The organism is Taibaiella helva (assembly GCF_003545695.1).
Lineage (GTDB): Bacteria > Bacteroidota > Bacteroidia > Chitinophagales > Chitinophagaceae > Taibaiella > Taibaiella helva.
The window spans coordinates 75,876-91,529 of the sequence record NZ_QUZZ01000011.1 but is presented as its reverse complement, the minus strand read 5'-3'; the positions used below and the strand labels follow the sequence as shown (position 1 = coordinate 91,529).

Below are 15,654 nucleotides of genomic sequence, written 5' to 3'. Positions count from 1 at the left end.
GGTATTTCCCACCCTGTCACGCCGATCTACCTTTGCCTTACCAAACCTTATTCGATGATCCTTTTTCCCGATGAACAGGAGCTGATCAGCTCCAATGGCCACAAGGTTGTCCTCACCAGCCAACGCATTCACATGAACAGCCAATCCTGGGGATATGCTTACCAGGTTACGCTCTTCCTCGAAGACATCAGCTCGGTAACACTTCGGTACAAAAGCAATGTCGCATTCATTGTTGTTGCGATTTTATGTTTTTTGTGCAGCGTTCCGGCATTGCTGTATTTCGATAGCGATAATTCATCATTTACGGCTTCTCTGGTAACCGGATTAGTATTTCTCACGCTCTGGTGGTTTTCCAGGAAACACCTGGTATCCATTCATCCCCATGGCGGCAGGCCGCTTGAATTTGAAGTTGATACCATCTCGGGCTTACAGCTCGAAAACTTCCTGCACAAGCTGCAATGGGCCAAAGCGCAAAGGATCAACAAGCTATACCGTTTATGAAATACCTGCCTTTCTTAATCCCGGAACGTGCACGGGTACTGCCGCATTACTTTAAGCCGCTACCGCTGCCTTTCACCAATGGCAAAAAGACCAGCAGGGCCCTGCAATGGGTGCTGGGCATGCTTTTCGGCATGCTGGCGATCATGTCGCTCATACACCCGCTACTGTCGCTGCTCTGGCTGCTATGCGGCTTTATCGCCTTTCCCCCGGGACATCACTTTCTCGAAAAGAAGCTACGCTTCCGGCTTACAACCAGCATCAAAACCGTCACCTTGCTACTGCTCTTTATCAGCTCTTCTTTCCTGGTGTTACATTATGGGGCAAAAGAAGAACAAGCGGCACAACAGCAGCAACTCATTGCCGATCGTGCAGCACAGAAGCGGGCAGTAACCGCCAGGCAGGATGCACAACGTAAAGATACCCTGGCCAGCTACCTGTGGCAAAGCCGTAAGCTCAGCCAGGCGGGGCAATGGGGTGCGGCAAGGCTTCAGCTGCAGCAGGCAATGACGTATGCTAAAAGCAGTGAAGAAAAGAGCGAAATTCTCGGCGTCGTGGCCGACATGCAGATCAACCGGGCTGCAGGGCTGGTAAAGGCCGGTAAGTATAAAGCCGCGCTACCCCTGCTCGATAGCGCAATGGCCAATCACAACGATGATCCTCAGCTTCGCTACAACAGGGCTTTATGCTATAGCAAAACGGGGAAGACCGCGGAAGCCGTATCGGATCTGAAAGCATTGATGAAGGACGGCAATAAAGATGCCGAAAAGCTGCACGATAAGGTCAACCCGCTGCGCAAACGGATCGTAGGCTATGAAACCCTTTGCTGCGACGGCTCGACCTCCGATGCAAGGGGCCGCGGCGCCTGCTCGCATCATGGCGGCGTATGCGACTGGAACCACCCTGTTTACGAGGAGTACAGAAAATACGAATAATGAACGGAAATGTATACCAGGTGCATCCGCTGCAAGGGCGCAGCCTGCTGCAACGCTGCTTCGGACAGGTACCCGAAGACAACGCCATCATCGAGGTCAACAACCTGCTGGCCACCAAACCCATCCGCAGCATCGATGTGTACGACATCAGGGCAGTGGAGCACCGCTATAAGTTACGCCTGATGCTGGTATATCCCCGCAACCTGGAAGAGTTCTATGCGGTATACCTCAACCATTGTCTTGCCGATAAGCAGCTCGACAATGAGGAGCTGGACAACCTGCGCCATCTGCAGTATATCCTTGGTCTCAGCAACAAGCAGACAGAACAGCTGCATACCTGGCTGGGCGAGCTTCTTTACCGGCAATCCTTTAAGGAAGCTGTTGCCGACGGACGGCTTACCCGTGAAGAAGAACAATGGCTCAGCAAGCTGGAAAGCAACCTGGGGCTGCCTAAAGCCCTGGCCGAAAAGATATCGGCCGAAACCCGTACTACTTTCGTACAGGATCATGTTGCGGGCATACTGAGCCATAAACACCTGTCGCCGGCCGAAGAGCAGGAGCTGCAAGCCATAGCCGCCAGTCTGCGCGTATCGCTGCAATTCAATACACAGACCCAGGAGCAGCTCAATAAGCTGAAGCAATACTGGGCGCTCGAAAACCTGGAGCTGCCGGTCGTTACAGCCGGCACCAGCCTGCATAAGGGAGAGCTTTGTTATTTCAAAGGTATCCAGGCTACCTGGTACGAAAAGCGTAGCGCGCAGCGTACCCCCGCTTCCTACAGCTTCAGCAGTATCCGGCAGGCTTACCTGCAGCCCGGGCAGCTACAGCAGATACGCAACAGGGCGGCCATGCTGAAGTACATTGAAAGAGGTACTGTATACCTTACTGATAAACGGGTCTTCTTTACCGGTTCCGGTAAGAACGCCCAGGTACGGCTTGAAAAGATAACCGGTCTGCAGCCCTATGCCGATGGCCTGTGCATAGAAAAGGATACTGGTAAGCACATCGTGATACAGCTGTCGCAGCAGGCCGACAGCTGCTGCCTTACGCTGGAACGCCTGCTGCGCGGGCAATAGCCGCGGTAGTCCAGGCAACCCTACAAATACGGGGTACGAAAATGGAGTTGCCAGCGCCGGAAGAAATATTAACCTTTGACTCAATTCATAACAAAACCCTGTACCATGGATTTTAAAGACCTGATCCGCCAGCTGGGCGAGCGCGTTACCAAGCTTAAAGCCCAGGTAACCACAGAGGAGGCTACCAAGAATGCCTTCATTATGCCTTTCATCAAAGAGCTGGGCTACGACGTATTTAACCCGCTGGAAGTGGTGCCCGAGTTTGTCGCCGACATCGGCATCAAAGTAGGCGAGAAGATCGACTATGCCATTATGAAAGATGGTGCACCCGTTATCCTTATCGAATGCAAATCGCATACCGCACCGCTCAATGTGCACAATGCTTCTCAGCTATTCCGCTACTTCCATACCACCAATGCGAAGTTCTCTATACTGACGAACGGTATCGAGTACCGCTTCTATACCGATCTCGATACACCCAATAAAATGGATGAAAAGCCTTTCTTCACCTTCGACATTACCGATATCAAAGATGCACAGGTAGAAGAGCTGAAGAAGTTTCATAAAGCCTATTTTGACTTCGGCAACATCGTCAATACTGCCAGCGAGCTTAAGTACACAAACGAGCTGAAGCAGCTGATCGCTAACGAGCTGCTGGCGCCCGGCCCCGACTTCGTACGGCATTTCGCCCGTCAAGTCTATCCCGGCATGATCACACAGAAGATACTGGACCAGTTCTCCGAACTGACCAAGAAATCGTTCCAGCAGCACATCAATGACCTTATTACCGAGCGGCTCAAATCGGCGCTTACCAAAGAAGCTGAGACCCAGAAACAGGAAGCGTTGTCCGAAGGCGAGCCGCTGACCGGGGAACCCGGCGGTATTGTTACCACGGAAGAAGAGCTGGAAGGCTTTATGATCGTGAAGACCATACTGCGCCAGGCCATACCCGTGAGTCGTGTAGTGTACCGCGATGCGCTCTCCTACTTCGCCATCCTGCTCGACGACAACAACCGCAAAACCATATGCCGCCTGCATTTCAACGGTAACCGCAAATACCTCGGCCTCTTCGACGAGAACAAGAAGGAAACCAAAGTAGAGCTCTTCTCCCTCGACGATATCTTTTTACATGCTAACGCACTGATCAAATGTGTGGAAGCCTACGACAATAAGAAGGCAGGAGTGGGAGATGCGGAGGTGTTGAATTGAGGGAGGTATACGCAAAGTCGTATGTGCGTATACTGATAAATACTTAACAAAAAAAGTCATACCATTGTAAATGTAATTTTCACAAGAATAATTGGCTAATGAAGAACTTTCATCCTATTTCATGCTGAAGTCTGCGCAGCAACCGAAGCATCCCGGGACAAAAAGGAAGATGCGGGAAGCATACGTTCCAGGCATCCTGTATGTTTTTGAGAGAGCAGCAGAACGTTCAGGCTGCTATCCATCCCGACCGTTCTTACCGCTTCAGCACTTTACCGTAAAACTGCCGGCCGCTTTCCTGGTCGGTGATGCGGATAACATAAAGTCCCGGCACCCTTCCATCCATATTGAGCCGGTCACAATTTCGCACTTCCTGTAGTAATCGCCCGCCCGCATCGCGCAGCTGCACGTTAAATCGGCGCAGCGATGCGGGCAGTTGCAGCTGCAACATCTGGTTCACCGGGTTCGGATATAGCTGTACCTGAAGCGAATGGCTGCCTGAGCTTTGAATACTGGTCCCCCCTGCTCCGCTGAGGGAGACCTCTTGAGTCAGCGTATCGGAGCAGGCGCCGAAGTAGGCCACCAACTGAAGGATATAGGTACCCGCCTGATTGAAGGTATAGTTTACTTGGGCAGTGGTTTTTGGTGCGCTGCCGGGCAGGAACCATTTCAGGGAATCGTACCCTTCACTCTGGTTGTGCAATTGAACAGTAAGCTGATCAGCAGTATGGCTGAAACGTGCACGGTGCCAGTTCGTATCGATACGCCACCGTCCGGGATAGCGCAGCACTATCGAATCTGCTACACGCTGGTAGTATTGCGCGTCGGCTATGGTATTGCCGTTGTAGATCGTATTGCCAGCCGAAGGCTTGTGAAAGATCGATGCATAGAACACACAGCTGGCCATGTAGGATCCCTTTATATTGGGATGGATATCGCCCGGCGCCTGCCAGAGCAATACCGAAGGATCCTGGTTCCATACATAACGAAAAGCTTCGCCCGCAGGCGCAAAAGAAAGACCTGTCGAATCGGCCAGGTAACCGGCAGTGGTACGGATATTGTCCATAGTAGTATTGTATTGCGTCACCTGGGCTGCTGTACTGCCAAACACGCCATAGGATATCTCGTAAAACAGGATGCGTGCACAGGGATTGTAATGCAGAGCCGAGTCGATCAATACGCGGGCCTGCTGCAAAGTAAGCGCCCGTGGCTGGGTAGGCGGTACGCCTACCGATTCGCTGGAGCCGGGCTGCAGTACGATCACCTCCCAACCGCCTTCCCGGAAATGATGAAACACCGCAGGGTCGATATAATGATGCTGGAAGCCGGTACCACCCGGAGCATACATTGTCAGATCCACACTGTCGCCTTTCTGGTTGGCGATATCCCGGAAAATCCGGGGCATGTCGTTGAAATAGGTAATACTATTGCCAATGAACAGTATTTTTTTCTTTGGGGCAGCATAAGATGCCGATGATGTGATGGTAACAAGAAGCAGGAGCAGAGAAAGCGCCTTGCGATAATATAAACTCATAATCGGATATCTTTTCAATAGAGACACTCTTAACACTCCGGCATACCCCACATAAAAGTGTAAGCCTGCGCGGCATTCCGGAGGTCCTCCGGGAAAGGCAACAGCAACACGTTCAGGGGCGCCGTGCATCCCGTATTTTGGGCGGAACTGCAGAACGTTCAGGTTGCTGCTGCGCGTCCCGTTCCCGCCGGTAATGGGACGCGGCAGGGGCCTGAACGCCACAACCGGCAAGGTCTTACCAAAAACGTAAGACGCCCGGGAGCGGTGCCCCGGGCATCTTACGTTTTTTTAGGAATTGCGGGCATTCAGGCCGTTGCACATCCTGTATCTTTTGGGCGGAACTGCAAAACGTTCAGGTCACTGCTGCGCGTCCCGACCGTTCCTGCCGGTGCGGAAGATCATCCGTTGAGCGCTCCCATCATGTGCTCGGGATAGCGCGCGCCGGCTGGTCCGTCGATGAAGACGCTGTCGAGCGTAGTCAGCTCTTCGTTGCTCAGGCTTACGGTTACCGCGCCGGCATTGTCTTCCAGGTATTTCACGCGCTTGGTTCCCGGTATGGGGAAGATGTTGTCGCCCTGCGCCAATACCCAGGCCAGGGCTAACTGTGAAGCCGTTACGCCTTTACGTTTGGCCATGGCTTCGATCTCAGCGACCAGGTCCAGGTTCTTCCGGAAATTGTCGCCCTGGAAACGGGGCGAATGACGGCGGTAATCATCCGCATCGAAGTCTTCAAACTTGCGGATTTGCCCCGTAAGGAAGCCGCGGCCCAATGGGCTGTAGGGTACGAAGGCAATGCCCAGCTCTTTACAGGCCTGCAGCACGCCATTCTGTTCCGGGTCGCGCGTCCACAGCGAGTATTCGCTTTGAATGGCCGTAAGCGGATGCACTGCATGCGCCTTGCGCAAGGTTTCTTCCGATACTTCGCTGAGGCCTATGCCCCTTATCTTTCCGGCTTTCACCAGCTCGGCCATAGCGCCCACAGTATCTTCGATAGGTGTACCGGGATCGCGGCGATGCAGGTAATACAGGTCGATCACATCGGTGCCCAGGCGCTTCAGGCTGCCGTCAACCGAAGACTTCACGTATTCAGGCTTACCATTGATCCCTCTTTTCTGCGGATCGTTGGGATCGCGTATGATACCGAATTTAGTGGCCAGCGTAATTTTGCTGCGATGTGTTTTCAGGGCACGGCCTACCAGCTCTTCGTTAGTGTATGGACCGTACATATCGGCCGTATCCCAGAAGGTAATCCCCAATTCTACGGCGCGATCCAGTACGCGGAGGCTTTCTTCATCGTCGCGGCTGCCGTAAAAGTCGCTCATACCCATACAGCCGAGCCCGAGACGGGAAGCCATAATTCCTTGTGAACCCAATTGATGTTGTTCTATCATAATCGTTTGGTGCATTTTAAAGGTTAAAGTTCCGGCATATCCTTCTGAAGCCGTATCATTTTTTGTTATCATTCAAATAACAAACCGTTATCCTCTTTTTATTTCTCCTGTTCGTGAACCCGGTCATCCTTTCATTGAACCAGGAAAGCCAGATCATGAACTACAGCTCGGAGCGAACGAGGGAATACGCCAAATTGAGGTTTATTGTTCACACCTAAAAACGGACCGAATGAAAAAGAAGAAAGCAATGACGGGGCCAAAGCTGCGCCTGACCAGGAAAATCATACACCACCTGGACGCAGTGCGACAGCAGGCGCTTAAAGGCGGCGGATGGACGGTAGATATTCCTTGTCTTTCGCACAAGCCCAACAGCGTCTGCGACGACTGCTGATCCTGCCTCTTACAACAGCGATGGCGCTGCTCCGGTAAGAGCAGCGCCATCGCATAAAAAGAGATCCACGTATTACTTGATCAGCTTGGAAAGGTCGTTGAGGTCCACATCGCCGTCGCCGTCTTTGTCAAGACCCAGCTTGGCGCCGATATTGCTGAGGCCGTCCATGAGACCGCCGCCGGAAGCCTGGGGCTGACCTTGCGCCGGAGCGTTGCCGCCGGTGAGCGAAGACAGCAGACCACCCAGGTCGAAGCCGCCACCGCCGCCGCTTTGCTGGCCGCCACGGTTCATAATTTTGCTCAGCACCATGGGAATAACGGCAGAAGCGATCATGGCTGCAGTGCCTTTGTTCAGGTTGAACTTTTCCATGATACTGCCCATGAAATTGTTGGAAATATTCTGTACAGCGGGAAGCTGTTCTACAGACTGCCCGTTCTGCGCCGCTTCCATCACGGTATTCAGCTCGCCGGTATCGGCCAGGCCTTGCAAGCCGCTGGTAATGCTTTGCTGGGCTTCATTGAGAATCGCATCGTTGTGCTCATTGGGCACTTCGGCATTGTCAATTACAGAAGACTGGCCGCTTTGCTGTATCATTTGCATCAATTGTTCAAGCATAAGATTCGTTTTAGAAGGATGAGAAAATTCTGGTTAGCATTTCAAGTTGCAAATTCTGTGCCAAAAACCATTATTACCATTCCGTTAATGCCCTGATGCCTGCCGGACGATCCTTTGTAAGGAGCCTAAAGTTAGGCGTTCTGCAACACTTCCGTATCAATCCTGCGTTAAAATTTCTGCGGGGCGGGCAACCGGATCGGACCTTCCCGCCCCCGGTTGTACAGTATTCCGCTTTCTGCACCAGGAGCACATTCCAGGTGAAAATCTTCATTGCCAGTGCAGCTCCTAGCACCGACTCTCCCTATAGTTGTATCTCAATTTAAAGCGGGTGAAAGCCTGCGCCTGCGGGCCTTCAATGCAGCAGCACCACAATAAAACGGGCTGCACCGCTAAAACAGGTGCAGCCCGTTTGAGCGCCAGTCGCCGCAGAAGCTATTCGCTCAATTCGAGCCAGCGCATTTCTTTTTCTTCCAGCAGGGCCACGATCATAGCAATGCGGTCGCCATGCTGCTGCAGGGCTTCAAAGCCCAGGTTGCCGGTGCTCATTTCCTCTTCAAGCCGTCTTTTCTCCGCTTCGAGGTCTGGCATTTCTTTCTCCAGCTGCTCCAGCTCCCGCTTTTCTTTGAAGGAAAGCTTGCGTCCCTCATTTTTCGCAACCGGCGCAGCTGCTTCTGCTTTTGGCGCCTTCTGCTGCTCTGCCTCGCGCTCCTGCTCCGATTTAAAGCGCTCCTCTTCCCTTGCGATCTCACGGTACTGCGAATAGTTGCCGGGGAAATCGCGCACCACACCCTCGCCTTCGAATACAAAGAGGTGATCGACCAATTTATCCATGAAGTAGCGGTCGTGCGAAACGATAATCAGGCAGCCCTGGAAGTCCATCAGGAATTCCTCCAGGATATCCAGCGTAGGCAGATCCAGATCGTTGGTAGGCTCATCGAGCACCAGGAAATTGGGATTGCGAAACAGTATAGACAGCAGCTGCAGGCGTTTCTTTTCGCCACCGCTCAGCTTGGAAATGTAGGTATATTGTTTTTCGGGCGAGAACAGGAAACGCTGCAGGAAGATGGCTGCGCTCACCTTGGTGCCATCGGCCAGGGGAAAGAACTCGGCGATATTCTTCACGTATTCGATCACCCGCACATCCTCTTTGAACTGCAGGCCTTCCTGGGAAAAATCGCCGAAGACGATCGTATCGCCTACATTGATCTTACCGCTGTCGGCAGGCTCTTTGCCCAACAGCATATTGATGAAGGTGGATTTACCCGCGCCGTTCTTACCAACCACACCTACCCGCTCTCCCCGCTTGAACGTATAGTCGAAGCCTTTCAGGATCACCTTATCACCGTAAGATTTATACAGCTTCTTCAGCTCGAGTATCTTGCCGCCCAGGCGGGTCATCTTTACCTGCAGCTCCAGTTCGGCTGCTTTAATTTTCTGCGTCGCTTTCTCCTTCCAGTCGTAAAAAGCATCCTGGCGCGATTTCGACTTGGTGGTACGGGCCTTGGGCTGCTTGCGCATCCATTCCAGCTCCTTGCGGTAGCGGTTACGGGCCTTTTCCAGGCTCGCCTGCTCATTCTCGAGCCGGGCGGCCTTCTGCTCCATATATTTCTCGTAGTTACCCCGGGTAATGTAAAGCTGCTGATCGTCGATCTCGATGATCTCGTTGCAGATGGCGTCGAGAAAATAGCGGTCGTGCGTTACGAGCAGCAGGGTCACATGCTCCTGCCCCAGGTAATGTTCCAGCCATTCGATCATCTGCACATCCAGGTGGTTGGTCGGCTCGTCCATGATGAGCAGGGTATGCCGGTGCTCAAAATCCATATCGATCAGCACCTTGGCCAGCGCAATCCTTTTCTTCTGCCCGCCGGAAAGCGTGCCCACCTCCTGCTCAAGGCGATGGATATTCAGCTTACCCAGAATTTCTTTAACCTTGGCGTCGAAGTGCCAGGCATTGAGCTCGTCCATTTCCTGCATGGCCATGGCCAGCTGTTCCGGGTCGGGCTCCTGCCCGCTTTCGGTAAGGGCTTCGTAGCGCTTGATGGCATTCAGCACCGGGTGGTCGTGGTCGAAAATATTTTCGAGGATATTCCGTTTATCATTGATGACCGGGTCCTGGTCCAGCAGCACCACCTTGACCTCCTTGTGCACCCATACTTTGCCTTCGTCGGGTATCTCTATGCCGCAAAGGATCTTGAGCAAGGTAGATTTTCCGGAGCCGTTGAGGGCTACCAGCGCGATCTTGTCGCCCTCGTTCACGTGAAAGGAAATATGTTCAAAAAGCGGCTTGTCGGCGTAGGATTTGCCCAGGTTCTCAACTGAAAGGTAATGCATGGCGCAAAGGTAAGACGAAGTACCGAGAGCTGTGGATATGGGGTAAAACAAGCCGGAAGCCACAAGGCGTTTCAAAGGGGAAACCCTATATTTGCGGATGACCGATCTCCCGGGCAACAGCAAACTGACCAGAAGACTATAAAGTATTATGAGCTTATTCAACCGATTTTTGTTCCTGTTGTTCCTTGGCGCAGCCTGCACAGCGGAAGCCCAGGAGCGCCTGGCCCCGCTGATGGAGAATACTGCGCTGCAGCATCTGCCGGCGGAAACGGGCGGCCCGGCACATAAGCCTACTGCGCTTACCTTGCCTTTCTTCGAAGACTTTACCGACCCGTCCCCCTATCCCAGCAGCGAACGCTGGACGGATAAATATGTGTACATCAACAACACCATGGGCCGCGATATGGTCAGCCGTGGTGTCGCCACGTTCGATGCGCTCAATACGGTGGGCAAGCCTTATTACGATACCGTATCCAACTATACGACCATTTACGCCGATAGCCTGACTTCCCTGCCCTTTGCCCTCAGCAGCCGCGCCCCGGCCGATTCGGTATACCTCAGCTTCTTTTACCAGCCCAGGGGTAATGGCTTTTCGCCCAAACCCTACGATTCGCTGATGCTCTACTTTCTCAGGTCCAACGGCACCTGGGTCAAAGTATGGTCTGCCAACGGCGATACCGGCAGGCTACCTTTCCGGCAAGTGATGATCCCCCTCACCGACCCCGGGTATTTCAGCGATAACTTCCAGATGCGCTGGATCAATACGGCCACGATCGGAATCAGCAATTCGCACTGGAACCTGGACTACATACGGCTCGACGCCGGGCGTAACCTGTTTGACACGACGGTGCAGGATGTCGCTTTTACCAAAGAGCCGGCTTCTATCCTGAACGATTTCAGCGCCATGCCCTTCCGGCATTTTAAAACCAACCCTGCATCTTTTCTGAATACAAACCTGACCGCCACCTTAAAGAATTATGGTCCGCTGACGCCGAATATCCCCTCGGGCTTCCGGGCGACAACGGGAGCCACCAACCTCGGCTCAGGAACGGCCAATGTGAGCCTCCCGCCCCGCCAGGAGACCGATGCCCTGTACCCTATGTACAATGCCGGGGCCTTCAGTCCGGGTAATCCCAACGACCGCGTGGTGTATGACCATCTGTTTTACTGTACGGGTAATTACCCCGGAGAGTCCAGGGCCAACGATACGATACGCTTCCAGCAGGTGTTCGACAATTATTTTGCCTACGATGACGGCACCGCCGAGCAATCTTATTTCCTCAACCTGCAGCCCAGCGCTCCCGGCTATACTGCCGTGGAGTTTGCAGCCTACCAGCCCGATACGCTCCGGGGCATCGCTATCCGGTTTGCGCCGGTGCTGCCACCCGCTACTTTGAAAGAATTCAGCATTGCCGTGTATCGCGATATCGCCGTCAACGGAGGCACCGACGATCTGCTGTACCACGAGGATTTCCTGCTTCCCGAATATCCCGATACCGTCAACAAGTTTGCGGTGTACGCTTTCGAGCAACCCGTAATGCTCAATACCGGTGTTTTCTACATCAGCATTATACAATCTGCCGGCGGTATCAGCGATTCCCTGCAGATCGCGCTGGACGCCAACCGTACGGGCGCCAATCATCGCTACTTCAAGGTGAATAACAGCTGGGAGCCTTCGCTGCTCGACGGCGCTTTGCTGCTGCGCCCTTTGCTGGGCGCTCAATTGCCCGTTGGCATTAAAGAAACGGGACTGCCACGCCTGGCCTGGAGCCTGAGCCCCAACCCTTCCAGCGACCATGTTCACATCAGCATTCCGAAGCTGGGCAATGCTGCAGCACAATACCAGCTGAGCGATGTACAGGGCCGGACCTTACTGGCAGGTAAGCTGAAAACAGATACCGACATCGATATCAGTAGCCTGACTCCCGGTATGTATTTCGTCAGCATCCGCACCGCTGCCGGCAGGGCACAGCCGGCAAAGCTGATCAAACGGTAAACCGTTCTTATCTTCGCATCATGATCTATTCTTTCAAAGGCTTTATTCCCGTGGTGCATCCCTCTTCTTTTGTGCATCCCCTGGCCACCGTCACCGGCAATGTGATCATCGGCAAAGATGTGTATATCGGTCCCGGCTGCGCCCTGCGCGGCGACTGGGGCGGCATCGAGATCGCCGACGGCTGCAATGTGCAGGAGAACTGCACCATTCATATGTTCCCGGGTGTTACGGTAAAGCTGGAAGAAGCCGCGCATATCGGCCACGGTGCCATTATTCACGGTGCACATATCGGCCGCAATGTGATGGTGGGTATGAATGCCGTGGTGATGGATGAAGTGGAAGTAGGCGATGAGTCCATTATCGGCGCTATGACCTTTGTGCCGGCCAACACCATTATCCCTCCCCGTTCGCTGGTGATCGGCAATCCGGGTAAAGTGATCAAGCAGGTCAGCGATGAGATGATCGCCTGGAAAACCAAAGGCACACAGCTTTATCAAAGCCTGCCAGGGGACATGCGGGAGCACTGGGCGCCCTGCGAAGCGCTGCCCGAGCTACCCGCCGACCGGCCTTCGCAGGAGAAGCTATACGAGATCTGGAATAAGATCAAAAGCCAGTAGCGCTAAGCCTCATTGCGTACAGCGATCAGCGGCAGCGCCCGCTGAAAAAAGCTTTGCCGCTGGAATTGCTCCTCCACCTCTTCAATCGCCAGCATCAGGTTGTTCTGCGTCCGGATCAGATCCGTAGTAGCCGCTACGATCACGTCCCATACCGGCTCCATCTGCGCGACCAGATGGCGCCCCTTTGCACTCAGCTGCAACAGCCGTTTGCGTTCATCGGCCTTATCTTTCTTCGAGCGGATCAGCTTTTCCTTCTCCAGCTCTTTCAGCAAAGTGATGGTGGAAGGATGCGAATAGCCGATCTCATTGGCGAGCTCCACTACACTCAGGGTGTCCCTGCGGTGCAGTACATAGATCACCGGGAACCACTTCGGCTCAAAGGCAAGGCCCATAGCCTTATAGATCTCCTGTCCGTCTTTGCGTATCCGGTCGCTGAGGCGCTGCAGCCGCGTCGATATCGCCAGCACGCCGGCTGCGTCGATCACATTCATAGTTGCTGGTCAAGGTTTAGATGATAAAAAAGCACGTCTACTTCCACGCGCGGATAGTATGCCGGTAAAGCCGCTGCATCGATCTGCCGGAAGCCGTTGCGCTCGTAAAACCGTTGCGCCGCCTTCATCTGCGCTACCGTCCCGAGGTAAATATCCCGGATATTTCCCGTAGCGCAATGGCGCAGCAGGTGTTCGAGCAATTGCTGCGCAATACCTTGCTCTTTTCCCCGGTAGGCCTCGCGAACAAACATCTTTCTCAGCGCACCGGCTCCATGGCCGATTGCCTTGATGGCAATTGTACCCACAAGCTGCTCCCCGTCAAAAGCACCCCAGAGGTTGCCCCCGCCAGGCCGGTAGTACGATTCGATACCGACCAGGTCGGGCTGATCTTCGATGCTGATCGGTACTTTAAATTCCTGCTGCTGTATCGGCAGAATAAGGGCCGTTACGCTGCTGCTGTCGCCATCATCAAGAGGACGGATCGTGATCTTGTCATTCATAGTACAAATTTACGTAGTTAACTACATAAATAAAAACATTTTTACAGAAACGGTTCTCCTCTTTCGGGGAAGCAAAAAGCAGGGAACAGCGAGGGTAAAGGCCGGTTGAATTGTCTTATAGCGGACAGATAATACAAAGATCGCAGGCTATGGCCGCGGAAACGGGACTGATAACACAGGAAACCCTAAATTTTCAGTAACTTCGCGCACCATTTAAGAAATATGAAGAATATCCGCAATTTTTGCATTATTGCCCACATCGATCACGGGAAAAGCACACTAGCCGACCGCCTCCTGGAACATACCAAGACCATTTCGGAACGCGAAATGCAGGCCCAGGTGCTTGATGATATGGACCTGGAGCGGGAAAAAGGCATTACGATCAAAAGTCATGCCATCCAGATCGACCATGTGCATAAAGGCGAAAAATATACCCTTAACCTGATCGATACCCCGGGTCACGTAGACTTTTCCTACGAGGTGAGCCGTGCGCTGGCCGCCTGCGAAGGCGCTCTGTTGCTGGTCGACGCTTCACAGGGCATACAGGCGCAGACTATTTCCAACCTGTACCTGGCCATCGATAACGATCTCGAGATCATCCCGGTGATCAACAAAATCGATATGGAAGGCGCTATGATCCCCGAAGTGACGGACCAGATCGTGGACCTGATCGGCTGCAAGCCGGAAGACATCATCTTGGCCAGCGGCAAAAGCGGCATCGGTATCGACGATATCCTGGAAGCCATTATCGAACGCATACCATCGCCCAAGGGCGACGAACAGGCGCCGCTTCAGGCGCTGATCTTCGACTCGGTGTTCAACTCCTTCCGTGGCATTATCGTGTATTACCGCGTGATCAACGGAACGATCAAAAAGAATGATAAAGTAAAATTCGTACATACCGGCAAGGAATACGGCGCCGACGAGGTAGGTATCCTGAAGCTGGCGCTTACGCCGAAGAACGAAGTAAAAGCCGGCGACGTAGGCTATATCATTACCGGCATCAAGAATGCCAAGGAAGTAAAAGTGGGCGATACCCTTACGCTGGTGAGCAACCCCACACAGGAGGCCGTTAAGGGCTTCGAGGATGTGAAGCCGATGGTGTTTGCCGGCATTTTCCCGGTGAATACGGACGAGTTTGAGGAGCTGCGCGATTGCATGGAAAAGCTGCAGCTGAACGACGCTTCGCTCACCTTCGAACCGGAGACCTCGCAGGCCCTGGGCTTTGGCTTCCGATGCGGCTTCCTGGGTATGCTGCACATGGAAATTATCCAGGAAAGGCTGGAGCGCGAATTCAACCAGACGGTGATCACCACGGTACCTAACGTAAGCTTCCATGCCTACACCACCAGGGAAAAGGATGTAAGGATCATTGTCAACAATCCCTCGGAAATGCCCGATCCGAGCCGCATCGACCGTATTGAAGAGCCGTTTATCCGTGCGCAGATCATTACGCTGCCCGACTATATCGGCAATATCATGACACTGTGCCTGGGCAAACGCGGCCTGCTGATCAACCAAAACTACCTGACCGCCACCCGCGTGGAGCTGATCTTTGAAATGCCCCTGGCCGAGATCGTATTCGACTTCTACGACAAGCTGAAGTCGTCGACCCGTGGCTATGCCTCGTTCGATTATCAGCCGCTGGATTACCGCGAGAGCGATATTACCAAAATGGATATTCTCCTGAACGGCGACAAAGTAGACGCCTTAAGCGCGCTGATCCACCGCAGCCGGGCGCAGGATTTCGGGCGTAAGCTCTGCTCCAAGCTGAAGGAGCTGCTGCCCCGCCAGCAGTTCATGATCGCCATACAGGCAGCCCTGGGCGCCAAGATCGTGGCCAGGGAAACCATATCGGCCATGCGCAAGGACGTAACCGCAAAATGTTACGGCGGCGATATTTCCCGTAAGCGCAAGCTGCTGGAAAAACAAAAAGAGGGCAAGAAACGCATGCGCCAGATCGGCAACGTAGAAGTGCCCCAGGAAGCCTTCCTGGCCGTACTGAAGCTGGACGATTAAGCGCTGCGAAAGATCTTTCTGAGCACGAAATGGAATAAAGGAGCTAAACCGGCA

At 53.4% G+C, this 15,654-nt stretch carries 14 protein-coding genes; 8 read left to right on the top strand and 6 right to left on the bottom strand.

Going from position 1 to position 15,654, the window contains the following annotated elements; all coding sequences use genetic code 11:
• The first annotated feature begins 54 nt into the window (after positions 1–54).
• The 4 genes from DZC79_RS16645 to DZC79_RS16630 all read left to right on the top strand — a co-directional run bounded on the left by DZC79_RS16645 (position 55) and on the right by DZC79_RS16630 (position 3,718).
• Entirely contained in the window at positions 55–501 is a 447-nt protein-coding gene (locus DZC79_RS16645) for a hypothetical protein (protein ID WP_118952736.1), read from the top strand.
• Positions 498–1,433 (top strand): tetratricopeptide repeat protein, encoded by a 936-nt coding sequence (locus DZC79_RS16640; protein WP_157977218.1) that lies wholly within the window; start codon positions 498–500, stop codon positions 1,431–1,433. The genes DZC79_RS16645 and DZC79_RS16640 overlap by 4 nt, the downstream gene beginning before the upstream one ends.
• Positions 1,433–2,509, top strand: a complete 1,077-nt coding sequence (locus DZC79_RS16635; protein ID WP_157977217.1) for a hypothetical protein — start codon at positions 1,433–1,435, stop codon at positions 2,507–2,509. Before DZC79_RS16640 ends, DZC79_RS16635 begins: the two co-directional genes overlap by 1 nt.
• 105 nt (positions 2,510–2,614) lie before the next feature.
• Positions 2,615–3,718, top strand: coding sequence for a type I restriction endonuclease (locus DZC79_RS16630; RefSeq protein WP_118952733.1), 1,104 nt, complete (start codon positions 2,615–2,617; stop codon positions 3,716–3,718).
• A 253-nt stretch (positions 3,719–3,971) separates the two neighbouring features.
• Here DZC79_RS16630 and DZC79_RS16625 read toward each other — a convergent pair whose 3' ends face one another.
• Positions 3,972–5,249, bottom strand: a complete 1,278-nt coding sequence (locus DZC79_RS16625) for a hypothetical protein (RefSeq protein ID WP_118952732.1) — start codon at positions 5,247–5,249, stop codon at positions 3,972–3,974.
• 398 nt (positions 5,250–5,647) lie between these two features.
• Positions 5,648–6,640, bottom strand: a complete 993-nt coding sequence (locus tag DZC79_RS16620; RefSeq protein WP_232831859.1) for an aldo/keto reductase — start codon at positions 6,638–6,640, stop codon at positions 5,648–5,650.
• Between the two features lie 229 nt (positions 6,641–6,869).
• Here DZC79_RS16620 and DZC79_RS21345 point away from each other — a divergent pair, with 229 nt between their 5' ends.
• Positions 6,870–7,031, top strand: a complete 162-nt coding sequence (locus tag DZC79_RS21345; RefSeq protein ID WP_157977216.1) for a hypothetical protein — start codon at positions 6,870–6,872, stop codon at positions 7,029–7,031.
• 72 nt (positions 7,032–7,103) lie between these two features.
• Here DZC79_RS21345 and DZC79_RS16615 read toward each other — a convergent pair whose 3' ends face one another.
• Positions 7,104–7,646 carry a hypothetical protein gene (locus DZC79_RS16615; RefSeq protein ID WP_118952731.1) on the bottom strand — a complete coding sequence of 181 codons (543 nt, stop codon included), beginning with the start codon at positions 7,644–7,646 and terminating at the stop codon, positions 7,104–7,106.
• 432 nt (positions 7,647–8,078) lie between these two features.
• Positions 8,079–10,052 (bottom strand): ABC-F family ATP-binding cassette domain-containing protein, encoded by a 1,974-nt coding sequence (locus tag DZC79_RS16610; protein ID WP_232831858.1) that lies wholly within the window; start codon positions 10,050–10,052, stop codon positions 8,079–8,081.
• Between the two features lie 73 nt (positions 10,053–10,125).
• On the opposite strand from DZC79_RS16610, the gene DZC79_RS16605 reads away from it, so the two are divergent.
• Positions 10,126–11,973, top strand: coding sequence for a T9SS type A sorting domain-containing protein (locus DZC79_RS16605; RefSeq protein ID WP_118952729.1), 1,848 nt, complete (start codon positions 10,126–10,128; stop codon positions 11,971–11,973).
• A 20-nt stretch (positions 11,974–11,993) separates the two neighbouring features.
• Positions 11,994–12,590 (top strand): acyltransferase, encoded by a 597-nt coding sequence (locus DZC79_RS16600; protein WP_118952728.1) that lies wholly within the window; start codon positions 11,994–11,996, stop codon positions 12,588–12,590.
• 2 nt (positions 12,591–12,592) lie between these two features.
• On the opposite strand, the gene DZC79_RS16595 is transcribed toward DZC79_RS16600, so the two are convergent.
• Positions 12,593–13,081, bottom strand: a complete 489-nt coding sequence (locus DZC79_RS16595) for a MarR family winged helix-turn-helix transcriptional regulator (RefSeq protein ID WP_118952727.1) — start codon at positions 13,079–13,081, stop codon at positions 12,593–12,595.
• On the bottom strand, positions 13,078–13,581 hold the full coding sequence (locus tag DZC79_RS16590; RefSeq protein WP_118952726.1) for a GNAT family N-acetyltransferase: 504 nt from the start codon (positions 13,579–13,581) through the stop codon (positions 13,078–13,080). Before DZC79_RS16590 ends, DZC79_RS16595 begins: the two co-directional genes overlap by 4 nt.
• 222 nt (positions 13,582–13,803) lie before the next feature.
• On the opposite strand from DZC79_RS16590, the gene lepA reads away from it, so the two are divergent.
• Positions 13,804–15,600, top strand: a complete 1,797-nt coding sequence (lepA, locus tag DZC79_RS16585) for a translation elongation factor 4 (RefSeq protein WP_118952725.1) — start codon at positions 13,804–13,806, stop codon at positions 15,598–15,600.
• The last annotated feature ends 54 nt before the right edge of the window (positions 15,601–15,654 follow it).